Source organism: Chryseobacterium herbae, assembly GCF_025154075.1.
GTDB lineage: Bacteria > Bacteroidota > Bacteroidia > Flavobacteriales > Weeksellaceae > Chryseobacterium > Chryseobacterium herbae.
In genome coordinates, this window is record NZ_JAOAMU010000007.1 from 210,011 (window position 1) to 226,156 (window position 16,146).

At 39.3% G+C, this 16,146-nt stretch carries 12 protein-coding genes; 4 read left to right on the forward strand and 8 right to left on the reverse strand.

What is annotated here, in order from left to right:
* Positions 1-61 precede the first annotated feature (61 nt).
* The 8 genes from N0B48_RS20090 to N0B48_RS20125 form a co-directional block, all read right to left on the reverse strand.
* On the reverse strand, positions 62-1,243 hold the full coding sequence (locus N0B48_RS20090) for a hypothetical protein (RefSeq protein WP_259840915.1): 1,182 nt from the start codon (positions 1,241-1,243) through the stop codon (positions 62-64).
* Positions 1,244-1,429: 186 nt separating this feature from the next.
* The gene (locus N0B48_RS20095) at positions 1,430-2,263 is read right to left on the reverse strand and encodes a type 1 glutamine amidotransferase (RefSeq protein ID WP_259840917.1); all 834 of its coding nucleotides are present in this window, start codon (positions 2,261-2,263) and stop codon (positions 1,430-1,432) included.
* Positions 2,264-2,298: 35 nt separating this feature from the next.
* The gene (locus tag N0B48_RS20100) at positions 2,299-3,417 is read right to left on the reverse strand and encodes a carboxylate-amine ligase (RefSeq protein ID WP_259840919.1); all 1,119 of its coding nucleotides are present in this window, start codon (positions 3,415-3,417) and stop codon (positions 2,299-2,301) included.
* Between the two features lie 31 nt (positions 3,418-3,448).
* Positions 3,449-4,402: an ATP-grasp domain-containing protein gene (locus tag N0B48_RS20105; RefSeq protein ID WP_259840921.1), complete on the reverse strand. Its 954-nt coding sequence runs from the start codon at positions 4,400-4,402 to the stop codon at positions 3,449-3,451.
* A gap of 58 nt (positions 4,403-4,460) precedes the next feature.
* Positions 4,461-5,174 carry an alpha/beta hydrolase-fold protein gene (locus N0B48_RS20110; protein WP_259840923.1) on the reverse strand — a complete coding sequence of 238 codons (714 nt, stop codon included), beginning with the start codon at positions 5,172-5,174 and terminating at the stop codon, positions 4,461-4,463.
* A 24-nt stretch (positions 5,175-5,198) separates the two neighbouring features.
* Positions 5,199-6,410 (reverse strand): ATP-grasp domain-containing protein, encoded by a 1,212-nt coding sequence (locus N0B48_RS20115; protein ID WP_259840925.1) that lies wholly within the window; start codon positions 6,408-6,410, stop codon positions 5,199-5,201.
* Between the two features lie 140 nt (positions 6,411-6,550).
* A complete protein-coding gene (locus tag N0B48_RS20120) occupies positions 6,551-7,966 on the reverse strand; it encodes a leucyl aminopeptidase family protein (protein ID WP_259840927.1) in 1,416 nt (471 codons plus the stop codon).
* Between the two features lie 4 nt (positions 7,967-7,970).
* Positions 7,971-9,092: an alpha/beta hydrolase-fold protein gene (locus tag N0B48_RS20125; RefSeq protein ID WP_259840929.1), complete on the reverse strand. Its 1,122-nt coding sequence runs from the start codon at positions 9,090-9,092 to the stop codon at positions 7,971-7,973.
* Positions 9,093-9,652: 560 nt separating this feature from the next.
* Between N0B48_RS20125 and glgB the strand changes: the two genes are divergently transcribed.
* The 4 genes from glgB (at position 9,653) to N0B48_RS20145 (ending at position 16,136) form a co-directional block, all read left to right on the forward strand.
* Entirely contained in the window at positions 9,653-11,599 is a 1,947-nt protein-coding gene (gene glgB, locus N0B48_RS20130; RefSeq protein ID WP_259840931.1) for a 1,4-alpha-glucan branching protein GlgB, read from the forward strand.
* A 59-nt stretch (positions 11,600-11,658) separates the two neighbouring features.
* The gene (locus tag N0B48_RS20135; protein ID WP_259840932.1) at positions 11,659-13,065 is read left to right on the forward strand and encodes a glycogen synthase; all 1,407 of its coding nucleotides are present in this window, start codon (positions 11,659-11,661) and stop codon (positions 13,063-13,065) included.
* A 366-nt stretch (positions 13,066-13,431) separates the two neighbouring features.
* A complete protein-coding gene (locus N0B48_RS20140; RefSeq protein ID WP_034725336.1) occupies positions 13,432-14,700 on the forward strand; it encodes a glucose-1-phosphate adenylyltransferase in 1,269 nt (422 codons plus the stop codon).
* Positions 14,701-15,095: 395 nt separating this feature from the next.
* Positions 15,096-16,136 (forward strand): SRPBCC domain-containing protein, encoded by a 1,041-nt coding sequence (locus N0B48_RS20145; RefSeq protein WP_259840935.1) that lies wholly within the window; start codon positions 15,096-15,098, stop codon positions 16,134-16,136.
* Positions 16,137-16,146: the final 10 nt, after the last annotated feature.

A 16,146-nucleotide genomic window follows, 5' to 3' on the forward strand; every position in this document is an offset into this window, starting at 1 on the left:
AGCAAATCCCTCTGAATTCAGAAGGATTTGTCGTATTAATCAAGATTTGATTTATTTCTTATTAGTTTCCAAAAAATGCATTGGAACTTCCAATCCAGATCGCATCTTTCTTATTAAAATCCACATTCACCATAGCGGCTTTAGTCATTCTTCCCAGATTTTCCAGAAGGATAGGGCGGTCTTCATTTTCGTGCCAGATATAAAGAAGTCTTATTTCTGCTTTTGAAAAGTCTCCGTTAATATCTTCGAAAATAGGTTCGTAAGTTACTTTTCTCTGTAAAATATAGTTCTCCTTGTCCTCAATAGCCTCCGTGATTTCTTTTGTAGGATTTAAATTCACCCCGCTTCCTGCAAATGAAAATAAAGGCTTCAGTACGAAATGTTCTAAAGTTTCATGCTCCGGAAATTCGTACAGGAAATAACTTTTAGGAACAAACTGATGCTTCAGCATGGGAAGAAGGAATTTTGATATTTTAAAAAACCAGTTGGGATGTGTGACCCATTGTACATCAATGTCTTCGCGGAAATCGAATCCGGCGTTTAGATCAGGAATTCTGTCGAGTTCATCAAAGATGACGCGGTTATAGATTCTTTTGATTTCAGTCAGTTTTCCGTCGTTTTCGTAAAATAACTTTCTGCCTTCTTTTTTAACTTTGGTCAGACATACTGTTTTTATGCCTAATAGTTTTTCCGTTAATGCAAAATCTATAGCCGTTTTCTGTTTCTCTGGAAATATTTCAAGCAGAATAACATGTTCAGGATGTTCGTCTCCTACAATAAGTTTCTTTAAATGATTTTTAAATTCCTCATTGGGCATTTTATTTTTGATCTCTGACAGAAAAGGATATACCTCACAAAACGTTTCTTCAAAAGTCTTTTGAAAAGCATATAATGAAGGAAACGCCTGTAGCTCGATCAGTTGGGGTTCAATATCTCCGTTTTCGCTTCTGCAGATCCCAAAATCTATTGTGAAAAAGTGAGGCTGTTTGGTATCATTGGGAACTCTGCAGTTATCAGGAACAGCTTTATAAAGGACCTCGGCTGGAAGTGCTTTGATCTGGTCAATAATACTGTCGCTGGCGTCAAGAAGTTTGTTTTTAAATTCATTGGGAAGGAAAATAGGACTTTCTGAGATTCGGAAGGCCGGTGTGATGCCTCCTTTTTCCGTGAGGATAACTTTAAGCTGATCGTATTTTTCCTGTGAAAACTCCTGGTTGAACTGTTTTCTGTATTTTGGGATCATATTTTTTCTTTGTGATTTGATTTTAAAAAATCGAGCATTTCTGCCCGATTTTTAGTTTTATTGTGGTTAATACAATATCTTATTTTTATTAATGATGCTTCGACTCTGCTCAGCGTGACACCTCTAATACTGAGTGTTTTTCAGCATTGTCATGCTGAGCGGAGTCGAAGCATTTATTGTATAAGTTTAAGCTAAAACTTCACTTCCCTTCAAAATGTTTTTTTTTGCAGACTGAAGGAATCTCGGTAAGATCTGGCTTCTGGTAAGGATAATCTTGTCTTCATCATCAATTCTGTCTACGGTTTCAAGATATTTTTCCGTTCCGAAGTTCTCGATCATGGCCGTTTTATTTTTTTCGTCTTTCAGATTTTCAATCATGCCTTTAGGATCAGCTTCCGGGTGGAATTGTGTCCCGAATATTTCATCCGAGAAACGCACAGCCATCACTGCTCTTTCCAGATTGATATGGGGTCTGGATTTTTCGATAGCCATGATTTTCATGCCTAATTCATCAAAACGGTTCATATCCGGCTCAATGAACTGGTATGCTCTTGAATCTACGGCGTAGAAAGGATCCTGAAGGTTTTTGAATAAAAATTCCTGTTCGCCATCCTCTGTTTTGTGAACCGGCATGACCCCGAAAGAATAAGATCTTCTTTTGCAGATATTTCCCAGTTTCCAGTGAATGCTGGCCAGTTGGAATGAATGACAGATCAGGAAAAGATACTTTTTATCTTCATTGTATTGGTTGTGCTCTAACACAGCATCCAAAAAAGCGGCATACCTATCTTCCCATTCCAGACCTTCTCTGTGTGGATTTCCTGGCCCTCCCGAAGAAATAAAGATGTCAAAATCTTCAATATTGGGCATTTCATTCTTAAACCTTACATCAAATGTTTCGATGATGACAGGTTCTTCAGAGCTCTGCTGGAATGCTTCCGAAATCTCTTTAATATTTCTAAAGCCTTGATTGACATGGTTGTTGTTCATATCTATCAATGCGATTCGAATATTTTTCATACTACTTCATATTTTTTACAAAGTTACCGAAAATATTATGAAGCGGTTTCGCCATGTGTTATGCCATATTCTGTTTCGGAGATCATATAGTCTACTACTTTGGTAAGATCGCCGGTCTCATGAAAGACTTTAAGTTGTCTGTCGGCTCCTGTTCCGTTTTCGAGAATAGTCCAGGCGTATTCAACTTCTTTTCTGCAGTCAAGCTCGTCTACGACATCATCAATGAATTCTAGAAGCTCCTTCAACAGATGTGGATAAGGAACGGATTCTTCTTTCCCGAAATCGATCAGATGGGCTTCAATACCGCTTTTGGAGGCTCTCCATTTGTTTTCGTTCAGCAATAATCTTCTGTAACTCCTGAAACTTAAATTTTGTTGATGAAGCTTATAGATTTTTGCTACTAAACTCTGCATAATGGCAGCCATACAAACGGTTTCTTCTATCCTTAAAGGCATGTCACAGATTCTGAACTCAATGGTAGGGTAGAACGGGTGAACACGCAGATCCCACCAGATTTTCTTGGCATTATCTATGGTTCCCGTTTTGACAAGAAGTTCTACGTAGCTGTCAAACTCAGCGAGTGAGTTGAAATAGCTGGGAATCCCAGTTCTCGGGAATTTAACAAAGATTTCCTGTCGGTAAGATTTGAATCCTGTATTTCTTCCGATCCAGAAAGGGGAGTTTGTAGAAAGTGCATAGACGTGCGGCAGAAAATAGCGCATCACATTCTGAATTCTTACGCCTTCTTCACGGTTAGGAATTCCGATATGAACATGGAGTCCGAAAATTAGATTTCCACGGGCCACATCACCCATATCATCTACGATTTTGTTGTAACGTTCACCGTTTGTGATCGTATTGTGCTCCCAGTTTGAAAAAGGGTGAGTTCCACCTCCGGAAACCCGAAGGCCCTGTTCATGAGCTGTGTTGATCAAATGTCTTCTAAGATTGGTCAGTTCAGCTCTGGCTTCTTTGATATTCTGACAGATGCCGGTTTCCATTTCAATCATAGATTCGTGCATCTCGTGTTTTAAATTTTCACTTAAAACCGCTTTTCCACCCTCAATTATTTTCGAAACATGAGATATTAAGTCTCTGCTCTCAACATCAATAATCTGATATTCTTCTTCGATTCCTATAGTAAACTGATGCATTTTTTTTCGTGTTTTTTTATTTTTTTAACGGTTATTTTACGGAGTCTTTTACAAATGTACCCCAGGAGATATTCGGTTTTCCCGGAACGTATTCTTTTGCTTTTTCAATGGCAAGTTTAGCGGAATGCTCTACAATCCATGCAAAGTTTTCTTCACCTACTGAGTTTTTATCGGCATCGGGAGCTGGATTACAGAAATCAATTGCGTATGGAATTCCGTCTCTGATAGCAAATTCTACTGTATTAAAATCATAGCCCAATGCTTCATTCATGGTAATGGTATAATCATGAATGACTTTTAATAGTTTTTCCAGTTCTGCTCCCTGAGTCTGATGCGTGGTAGCATATCTCAGATGATGCGCATTACGCGGCTCATATGGCATAATATGGACGTATTTTTTGCCCAGACAGTACACTCTGTAATAATCGTCGAAAACAATTTCTTCCTGAACCATCATGACCAGCTGTTCTGTCTCGCTTAATTTATCCCACAGATCATCTGGATTTTCCACTCTGTAAACACTTTTCCAACCACCGCCGTCGTGAGGTTTCATATAAGCAGGAAATCCTACATAATCGAAAATATATTCCCAGTCGTGAGGAAACTTCAGATTTCTGAATGAAGTCTCAGACGTATCCGTAGGTCTTTCGTGCGAAGGAAGAAGTACCGTTTTAGGAAGCGGAATTCCCAGTTTTGACATCAGTGCATTATTGAAAAATTTTTCATCTGCACTCCACCAAAATGGGTTATTAATTACATAAGTTCCGTTAAGTGCTGCATTTTTTAAATAAGCTCTGTAAAAAGGAACATCCTGCGAAATTCTGTCGATAATGACTGCATAGCCGTAATCAGCACCTTGTTCCAGTTTGTCGATATTGACCGGTTCAGCAATGATCTCGCCGCCGCCCAGTTCATTTACCTTGTCGATAAACGCCCAAGGAAATGTATCTTCCATACCGAATAGAATTCCCACTTTTTTTGCCATAATTTCTGTTTTTAAATTGGTGTATGAGTTATTTTTATCTTTTTAAATGTACTGCTTTTTACGAAAAAAAAGTACTTATAAATGTTGGAAAGACCATTCTCCATAAAGTCCAGTCATGGTTGATCCATTTTCTCTCGTCATACCAGAAGTCAATGCCTTTCGAGCTTAGGATTTCGGCCATTTCTATATTTTTGTCCCTGCAGATATCCTGATCTGAAGTACTTAGAACGATGTGCATATGCTTATATTTCCAGGCTTCATCGTTCTTGACAAATTCTCTCGGACAGTTAAAATAAACCAGCTCATCAGAATATCCGTCCATGAAATTCCTGATGCTGAAAGCGCCGGAAAGGCAGAACAGATGCGAAACCACATCCGGAAACCTGAAAGCGAAATTCGCGGCATGATACCCTCCGAAACTTGCTCCAGCCACTGCGACACGATGTGTTTTGTGGATCTTCTGAATGTAAGGGACGAACTCCTGAATCAGGAACTGTACATACAGCTCATAATTCTTAATTCTTTTCTGGGGAGAAATTTTTTCATCATAAAAACTCCAGCCATCAATGGTCTGAACATTATAAAGTTTTACTTTCCCCTGTTCTATAAACCAGTTGATGCTTCCGTTAAGATGGAAATCGTGATTTTGGGTATATTGCCCCTGAGAAGTCGGAAACATAATAATCGGATGTCCGTAATGTCCCGTCACTTCTATTTTAAGGCTTGTTCCTAATATATTGGAGTAATAATCCGTATGTTCTATATGCGGCATTGATCAATTTCTTTTGTTATAATTTTAGCTTGTCAGTTTGCTTTTTGGGGGTAAAATATTCAGCATTTCTGCCTGTATCTTTTCCGCAGCGCTGTCTAATCTTTCCTGAATGATATCCGGGTCTGTGGATTTGTAAACAATTCCGACATGGTGATCGATCGGAAGAAACTTAATGGCTTCTTCACTTTCAAAAACCGTGTAGTCCGGCTGTTTATCTTTGATCAGGGCAACAATCAGCCCTGAATAGTAGCCTGTAGGTTTTGAAGCCTTATAGCTTTTTCCCCGCAGCAGAGCATCTTCAATTTTGGCCCATTCCCGCCAGATGTTGATATTGCTTGATGCTTCTACCAGATCCGGAATATGGGCACCTCCAACCCTGGAAGAGGTTTCAAGGAAATACCATTTTCCATCTGCTTTTCCACGGATAAATTCAGTGTGTGTAGCTCCGTTGAGAAGGCCGAAACTGGAAAGAACTTTGGCGTTCACTTCATCAAGGGCTTTAAATTCATCAGAATACCTTCCCAGCGTCTTCGACCTGAACACGCCGCCTTCATGAGAAACCTGCATAGGTGGGGCAAGATATTTTGAGGCAGAGGTGAATACTATTTCTTTATTAAAAGTCAGACTGTCCACATGATATACATCTCCGGGCTTAAAGCTTTCGAGTAAAAACAGATGGCGCTCTTCTCCTAATGCATTCAGTTCCGTCCACAGTTCATCTTTGGAAGAAAATTTTTTGATCCCGGATGCAGAAGCTTCCGAACGTGGTTTTAAAACCCATGGAGCAGGAACTTTCTCTACAAAACTGTTGACTTCATCATTATTAAAAACGGCAGTAAACTCCGGAACACTGATTCCCGAATCTTTTGCCTTCTGACGCATCGCCAGTTTATCTCTGAAATACCGGTGGGTGGTTTGTCCCATCCCGGGAATACGGAATGTTTCTCTGATGAGTGCTGCTTTTTCTACGTCGTAATCATCAAGGGCCACTACAGCATCTATTTTTCTGGTCGTCATAAGATGTGAAAATCCCTGAACCAAATGCTCCAGATTCCAGACGGACGGTCTTAATTCGGACATATAAAATACCTCATCAATCGCATACCAGGGCCAGTTTTTTTCTTTAAGACCCTCGGACGTTACCAGGATTATTTTGTTGCCGAGCTTCTTCATTTCATCCATGAAGTCATAGCCCTTGTAATAGCACGAAATACATACTATAATTTTCTCCTCCATATAATGTTTTTTATTTTTTAGTGGATTATCAAAAATAAAAGCAATTTTTTATTGATTAATTAATGTTAAAAACCTTAATTAAGTGCGTTTTTGAGAATCTATAACCAAGTATACAGAGAAATTTTGAAAAAAACTAATTTTTAATGATAATTTTCAATTAAATCGACCAGTAACTGCACCCCATAGCCGGTTGCCGCTTTTTCCTTTGCATATCCCGTACTTCCGAATGCAACGCCGGCAATATCCAAATGCGCCCATTTCGGATGGTTTTCTATAAACTGCTCTAGAAATTTAGCCGCTATAATACAGTCACCAATAGGTTTCATCGAAATGTTTTTAAGGTCGGCCACATCAGACTGGATGTCGTCTTTCCAGATGTCCCACAAAGGAAGATTCCAAACCCTTTGGTTGGTGCTGTCTCCGGTTTTTATGAGAAGATTTTTTAGATCATCATTGTTGGAGAACATGGCTCCACAGGTATCTCCAAACATTCTTACAGAACTTCCCGTTAATGTAGCAAGATCGATCAGGAAGTCTGTTTTATAGTTTTTAGCCAGATAAGAGAGACCGTCGGCAAGGATCATTCTGCCTTCCGCATCTGTATTCAGAACTTCGATGGTTTTTCCGTTATAAGCTGTAATGACATCGCTCGGAAGGAAAGCCTTTTCAGAAATAGCATTATCCGTAATAGGAAGCACCGCAATAATATTTACCGGAAGTTTCATCTCTGCCGCATAGATAAGGGTTCCGATAACAGCTGTAGCACCGCCCATATCAGATTTCATGTAGTGCATATTGTCCGGATTCTTCAGAGAAACCCCACCGGTATCAAACAGGACGCATTTTCCTACGAGGCCAAATGTTTTGGCATTTTTAACGGTAGTTTTATACTCGATAATCGTGAAAGCAGCATCATAAGCACTTCCCTGATTCACCGATAGATAGGCACCAAGTCCCAGTTCCTCACATTTTTTTCTGTTGAAGACCGTGTATTTTAATTCATGCTTCTTGGCTAAATTTTTAAGATACAGACTCAGCATATCGGGTTTCTTAAGATTGGCAGGTTTATTCAGCCACTCCTGACAAGCCGTTTGTCCATTAGCCAAAGCTTCAGCTTTTGAACCAATAGCATCTAATTTTTTCTGACTTAAATTTTCGAAATGAATCTCAAATTTGGTATTCCAGCAAGCGTGTTTTTTATCAAAAGGGTAGGTGTAGGTTCCGAAAAGTAGGCCTTTTACAAATTCTGCAAACTGCTCTTCTTTCAGGAAATCTGCCAAAACGAGAGTAGGAACAGCCTGAAGCTTGTCTTTTTGCGTCTGGGAGAATTTAACGGCCACTTGCTGAACCTCGAAATTCTGCAGTGTAGATTTTCCCAAACCAATCAGATAGGTGATACTTTCGTCATCAGTATGGATAAAAACCTCATTTTTCTTTCCGGTGAAAAAAGAAGCGACATTTTTATTGAAATTTTTGCCGGATTTTGTCCATTCTTCCTCAGTGAAAAGTTGGAAAATCTGGGTGTAGTTTTTATTTTTTTTGTTGATTAATTTCATAAACTTAATTTTTAATGCTCTGTTGTTGTGGTTTTACTTCTACCGGGTTTTCCGTGTTGTCATAGAACAGCCATTCAATGGCTCTCGGAAACTCCTGTGACCAGTAAAATTCGCTGTGGGTTCCTTCCGGGTTGATGCTAGTCCTGAATTCAAAATCAAAAAGATTTTTCTTTTCCCAGCGTTTTAAATATTCTTCAAAAACATGGATTCTTTTGACCATTTTAGACCCCTCCTGACCACCGCCGTAAAGGTAGATTTTTGTTTTAAACGGAACTCTAAAGCTCATCATCGGGAAATTATTATTGGGCTCCACCCAAAGTGAAGGAGAGAAGATCAGCAACTTGGAATAAACCTCCGGATAAAGGAATCCACTGTAAATACTGATCAGTGCGCCCAAAGAGCTGCCCCCGATTCCGGTATTGTCACGGTCTTTTTTGGTGCGGTAATGTTCGTCCACAAAAGGTTTTAAGGTGTCGGTAATGAAACGGATGTATTTTTTACCTTCTGAGCCGTTGGCCACATTATCGTTGTCGAAAATATATTCTTTGATGCGCTCTTCGCTGCCGTGTTCTATGGCAATGATAATGACGTCGCCACGGCCATATTCCGCAAGAATAGACAGTTTTTTGTCGATTTCCCAGTTTCCGTAGCCGCTTCCTTCATTGAAGAGATTTTGAGCATCCTGAAGATAAAGGACTGGGTAGCTTTTATCGGCTACATAATAATCATAAGGCAGCACTGCCCAGACTTTACGGTAACGTTCCAGCTGCGGAATATAGAATTCCTCGGAAATAACCTCTGCGATCGGGAAAAATTCCTTTTTGAAAGGACCCCAGTTGAGCCTCCATTTTTCAATGGTATCAGATGTTTTCCCTTTTGCCTTGTCAACCTTCCGGTTGGGGGTGATATTTCCGTACTTATCGAGTTCTACGTTTTCCCAGCCGCCCTTGGTGAATTTGTATTCTATGGTGTCGGGAAGGATTTCATTATCGATTTCTATGAAATAATTCTGTGAATCCAGCTGTTTAAGCTGATAACCGGAATCTCTGGGGTTCCAGTTGTTGAAATTTCCGGTGATGTACACCGTTCTGTCATCGCTTTCTTCTGTATAAAGTTCAAACCTCATCCTATGTGTTTAATATAAATTGAAAGCTAAATTTATAAAAAAGATTGTTTTAAAATCATAAAAAATTGAATGTAAAAAATAATATATTTGATCAATGTGCTGAAAAGTTTGAAAGTTACGGGGTGCGGGGTGCGGGGTGTGGGTTTGAGAGTTGGAGAGTTTTTGGGTTTGAGGGTTTCGGGATGTGGGTTTTTTAAAGATGTTTGAGTGTAGAGCTTAGTTGTCTGTTGTTAGTTGTTGGTTCGTAGTAGATAGGTTGATATGATTATTATCCTATGTCTAATATATTGATAGACTGTGTCGAACTAAAGTTGATCGGCTCTTACAACTTAAAATTCACCATTCGTATTTTCTGACATCAATTTCAACCTTAACCTAAAAGTCTGCTATCTGAAATCTGATGTCTGACATCTTAATTCCTGGTTCTTGACTCTTGGCTTCCCAATAAATAGTATCTCATTCCGAACTCTGTTAACATAATAATAAATTGACTAATTATTAACCGTTATTGCAGGGAATTTTCGTAGTTTCAGACAAAAATAAAGTAAGACCATATCTTGATGAATTCTGTAAAAACCTATACGCTGTTCACGGATCATGATGTCTACCTTTTCAAAGAAGGAAGGCATTATAAGCTGTATGGGAAATTTGGAGCACACTCTGTTGAAAAAGATGGTGTAAAAGGCGTTTACTTTTCGGTATGGGCTCCTTATGCCAAAAAAGTTTCCGTCATAGGAAATTTCAATAACTGGAATCATAAAGATCATATTCTGTTCCCGAGATGGGATGGCTCCGGAATCTGGGAAGGTTTTATTGCCGGACTGACTTGGGGGACTTTATACAAATATGCTATAGAAACAGCCAGAGGTGAAATTCTGGAGAAAAGTGACCCTTATGCTTTAAGCTGGGAGCAGAATTTGCAGGCCGCTTCGCTGGTTTCCACGACCTGGTATGAATGGAGTGATGAAGACTGGATGGAAAAGCGATGGAAAAATAACAGTCTGGAGGCACCTATATCCGTTTACGAACTTCATTTGGGTTCCTGGGTAAGACAGGGAGAGGCTCCGGATCAATATTTAAATTATCGTGATATTGCTAAAAAACTTGTCCCCTATGCAAAGGAAATGGGTTTTACGCACGTAGAGTTCATGCCAGTTATGGAATATCCGTATGATCCTAGCTGGGGATATCAGATCACAGGTTTTTTTGCCGCAACTTCTCGTTTCGGTTCTCCGCAGGATCTGATGTTTCTGATTGACGAACTTCATAAAAACAATATCGGGGTTATTTTGGATTGGGTACCATCCCATTTTCCGGGAGATGCCAATGGACTTCACCGTTTCGACGGTTCTTATCTTTATGAGCATGAAGATCCGAGGAAAGGTTTTCATCCCGACTGGAAGTCCTATATTTTCAATTACGGCAGAAATGAGGTTAAATCTTTTCTGATTTCCAATGCCATGTTCTGGCTGGAACGTTATCATGCCGACGGGCTTCGCGTAGATGCAGTAACCTCAATGCTTCACCTCGATTATTCAAGGAATGAAGGCGAGTGGGAGCCTAATATAGAAGGCGGAAATGTAAACCTTGAAGCTAAAGCTTTCCTTCAGGAATTCAATACGGCGGTTTATAAAGAATTTGGCGACAGCATCATGACGATAGCCGAAGAAAGTTCAGATTTTCCTTTGCTCACAAAACCGGTCCATGAAGGTGGCGTAGGTTTTGGAATGAAATGGATGATGGGATGGATGCATGATACGCTGGATTATTTTAAAGAAGCTCCGGAAAACAGGAAATACCATCACCATAAAATCACTTTCGCGTCCGTGTATATGTATAATGAAAATTATATGATGCCACTGTCACATGATGAAGTCGTCCACGGAAAAGCGAGTCTCATCTATAAAATGCCGGGCGATGAATGGCAGAAATTTGCCAATCTTCGTGCGCTTTATGTGTATATGTATACTCATCCGGGAGCTAAGCTTTTGTTTATGGGAGACGAATTTGCACAAACAGGCGAATGGAATTTTACCCGCAGCCTGGACTGGCATTTGCTGGAATACCCTGTTCACAAAGGAATGCAGACGCTTGTAAAAGATCTTAATCATCTTTATCGTGATGAAACCGCTTTGTATGAGAATCAGTTTAATAAAAATGGTTTTGAATGGGTGGAAGCGGATGATCTGGAGAATTCGGTGTATGTGTATTTGAGAAAAGGAAAAAGAAGAGATGACGTTCTGATGGTTGTTTTGAATCTGACACCACAGGTTTTGGAGTATACAATAGGAGTGGATGCAGGAACTCATTGGGAAGTTGTTCTTAATTCTGACGACCACAGATACAGTGGAAGCGGGACAGAGGCAGAAATTCTGAATGAAAAATATGAAGAATGGATGCGGCATCCGAAATCTATTGCCCTTAAACTACCACCGCTGGCCGGAATTGTTTTAAGACAGAAAAAAGATAAAAAGTATAAATTACATAGAATAAAACATAAGAAATAAAGAATGATGATGTTGGGAATTAAAGCAAAATCTGACAAAATACAAATGACATTGAAATTATGGTAATCTATCACTTAAGTACAGAATGTTACCCGATAGCCAAAGTAGGCGGTCTGGCAGATGTTGTAGGCGCATTGCCGAAGTATCAGAACAAAATAAAAGGAATAGACGCTAAGGTGGTGATGCCTTGGTACAACAAGCCTTTTGTCCATAACCATGAATTTGATATCGTTTTTGATGGGTTTATTCATCAGGGCTCGGATATGCTGCAGGTTCAGGTGATGAAGGAGAAAACGGATATTTTGGGATTTGAGCTGTATATGGTAAAGGTTCCGGGACTTTTAGACCGGGAGAATCCTTACGGGTATCAGGATGAAAGTTTTCAGTTTATCGCTTTTCAGCACGCAGTACTGCATTGGCTGTCTGCGATGAAGATTCGTCCGGATGTTCTGCATTGCCACGATTATCATACAGGACTGGTGCCTTTTATGACCCAACACTGTCCTGAATTTGAATTTTTAAAAGGTGTAAAAACAATAGGAACGATCCATAACGGAGAATACCAGGGCATGATGAGCTGGAATATGGCGAATTATATGCCTTCTTTTGATTCCTATAAATGGGGCCTCATGGACTGGAACGGTTACATGAATCCATTGGCAAGTATGATCAAATGTGCCGATGCTTTTACCACCGTTTCTGAAGGTTATCTGGAAGAACTGTTCATCAGCTTCCGCGGACTGGAAAGCCTGGTACGGGAAGAGTTCGGAAAGGCATATGGAATCATCAACGGGATTGATACGGAAGTTTGGGATCCTGAAACAGATCCGATGCTGGATTTTAATTTTAACATTAAAAATGCAGTTGCCCAAAAGAAAAAAAACAAAGAAAAACTCTGCAAAGAATATGGACTGAAGCCTGAACTGCCGCTATTCGCTTTCATAGGAAGATTTGCTACGGAAAAAGGAGCAGATTTTCTTCCGGATGTGGTCTGGAGAAGCATTAAACAGAGTTATGGAGCTTTAAATATGATAATCCTCGGTTCAGGAAATACTTATATTGAAAATAAGCTCAAAGAATATGCTCATACCTACACCAATTTTGCTTTGGATCTGGGGTATAAAGAACATCTTTCCCATAAGATCTATGCTTCGGCGGACTTTCTGCTGATGCCGTCAAGAGTAGAGCCTTGCGGACTGAACCAGATGTATTCCATGAGATATGGGACGGTTCCTGTCGTGAGATATACAGGCGGTTTAAGAGATACGGTAGAAGATATTTCCACCGGTGGAGCGGGTCTGAATTTCACCTATCCGGGCGTAGATGATATTGTCCATGCCATGAACAGGGCGCTGGGAATTTATAATCAGAAAGGAGTGATGAAAGAACTTATCCATGCCAACATGAATTTTGATTTTGCATGGGAGAAATCTGCAGAAAAATATATAGCTTTATATAAAAACTGATAAAACGAAAGCGTGATTTTAAATTCATAATGCAGAAAGGAGGTATTAAACAAGAAAATAAAAGAGCTTAAGATTGTAGAAAAATATACTTTTAATGAATGGTATTTTTATCGCAAAGAAAGACAAGGATTTCATTGATTAAAAATGTCATATTATTAAGATAAACAAAGGCGTAAACTTATCAATGGAATACAATTTTGTATATCAAAAATAAGCGAAGCGGCTTTGTTTATCTTGAAGCAAGGAGGATTTAAAAATCTTTGTCTGCCATTGCGATTTTCAATTATAAAATTGGTTAATGCAGATTGTTTTTTTAGCTCAAATATTAAAAAATAGAAAATTAATTCAATAAAACGCAAGATACTTATGAAACGAAATGTAATCTCCATTGTTTTGGGAGGCGGCAGAGGGACAAGATTATTCCCGTTAACGTATTCAAGATCAAAACCGGCAGTTCCTATTGCAGGAAAATACAGGCTGGTAGATATTCCAATTTCCAACTGTCTGAATTCGGGGCTCAATAAAATCCTGGTTTTAACGCAGTTTAATTCAGCTTCCTTAAATTCACATATCAAGAATTCTTATCACTTTGATATTTTCAGCAAAGGCTTTGTAGATATTCTTGCTGCCGAGCAGAATGTGGAAAATGAAAGCTGGTATCAGGGAACAGCAGATGCAGTGCGCCAGTCGATGAAGCACCTGGAGAAGTATGATTATGATTATATTCTGATCCTTTCCGGTGACCAGCTCTATCAGATGGATTTCAGGGAAATGCTGGATTTTCACATTGAAAACGGAGGTGACGTGACGATTGCGACCATTCCCGTAGTAGCTAAAGATGCAACCGGATTCGGGATTTTAAAGTCTGATGATGACGGAAATATCACTTCTTTCTATGAAAAGCCTGAGTACGACATATTGGACAGCTTAAAATCTGAAGTTTCAGAGGAAAACAAGCATAAAGGAAAAGAATACCTGGCTTCGATGGGAATCTATATTTTCACGAGAACGATCCTTAAGAAAATGTTCGAAGATGGAGCTGGTGATGATTTCGGAAAAGATATCATTCCAAACTCAATCGGAAAGTATAAAACATTAAGCTATCAGTACGAAGGCTACTGGACGGATATCGGAACCATAGAATCATTTTATGAAGCGAATCTGGACCTTTGTCAGGATCTTCCGCAATTCAATCTGTTTTCTTCTTCACCCATCTATACAAGGGCGAGAATGCTTCCGCCGTCTAAGATCAACGGTTCTTACGTAAGCAAGGCTGTTTTCGGAGACGGATGCATCATTATGGCTGATAAAATCGAGAATTCAGTGATCGGAAACAGAACAAGAATAGATAAAGGAAGTACCATCGTGAATTCTTATGTGATGGGTGCCGATTTCTACCAGAATACGACAGAAATTGTCCTCAATGACAGAAACGGCCGTCCAAACATGGGAATCGGGAAATACTGTTACATTGAAAAGGCGATTCTTGATAAAAACTGTTACATCGGTGACAATGTCAAGATCATCGGAGGGAAACACCTTCCGGATGGCGATTACGGAACCCATTCCGTGCAGGATGGAATCGTAGTGGTGAAAAAAGGAGCGGTTCTTCCTTCGGGAACGCACATTGGATAACAAGAAGAAAACTTTTGAAGCGGTTTTCTTTCATGCGATAGATGTAAAAACACCTTGTCATTGCGAACCTTTAGGTGAAGCAATCTCTGATTTATGCTACAAAAAAGTATTTTAGAGATTGCTTCGTCGCATAGCTCCTCGCAATGACATTATACAATTTTATCAGAGATAAATTCCCGCGTCTTTGTGATTTCCAACTATAAAATTGGTTCACACGGATAGAATTTTAAAAAGTTATTAAAAGTATTTTCAGTCATTAAATTCCCGGACAATAACTTCTATCTTCCCACATCCATCTTCCTGTCTTCAACCTCCATCAGGTTAATAAGTGTTAAACATAAAACTAGGGTGATCAACATATTGGTCACTTTTTTTATTTGTCTTACTTTTGTGCGATGCGTTTTTTTAAAATTACAGCCGTGATTCTTGTTTTGTTGGTAGGAGCTTATGCTGCTTCCATGTATTATTTTGTGGATGAAAACAAGGACTTTAAAATAGAAAAAGAGATCGATTATCCCGTTGATAAAGTCTTTGCCCAGTTTAATAATCTTCAGCATTTTACGCGCTGGAACAACTTTTTTACAAGTTCGCAGTCTATCGATATTGATTATTATACGCCGTATGAAGGACAGGGTGGTGCCATCAGTTATGTAGATCCTAAAAATGATACGGACGGTGAAATGTTCATCCGTTACGAAAATCCATTAAATAGCCTTCGGTACCAGCTTTTTGAGGACAGAAACGAAAATCCGACGGTCGTTGACGTTCAGTTTAAAGTAGTTTCGGCGGAAAAGACGAAGATCACCTGGAATGTTCACACGCCAAAACTTTCCGTGTTTAGGAGAGTGGAAAATTTCTGGACAGAAGACCGGTTTGCTGAAAACATCAACAAAAGCATGGTGAATCTGAAAAATGTATTGGGCAATAAAGTGGAAAAAGACAACCAGATGGCTTCCATCAAATATGACAGTCTGATGGTGGAAAATGAAGAAGATAAACTGATTTTGGGGATCAATGTGAGTGCATCCAATAAGAAAGAAGCGCTGTATAAAAATATAGTGATGAATTATAGTAAAATTTACAACTATATCACGATGGATCTCGGTAAAAAAGACGATGAATTCGGCTTTCCGATCCTGATCACCGATGCAGATAACTACAAAGACAAAGAGATTTCTTACTTTCTGGGAATTCCTCTTTCCAAGAAGATCGGAGTTACCGATAATAATTTCAATTTCCGTACAATCAATCCTTCCCAAAACTATGTGATCTACTACAAAGGAAATTACGAAGGCAGAATAAGGGCCGTTCAGCAGCTGATTCAGAAGGCTAAAAAAGACGAGATGCGCTTCGGAGATATCCGTCAAACCTTTATTGAACGTCCGATAGAAGGACAGGAGGTAAACATGAAGCTCTCATTATCAGTGTTTAAGTAATTTTTTTTCA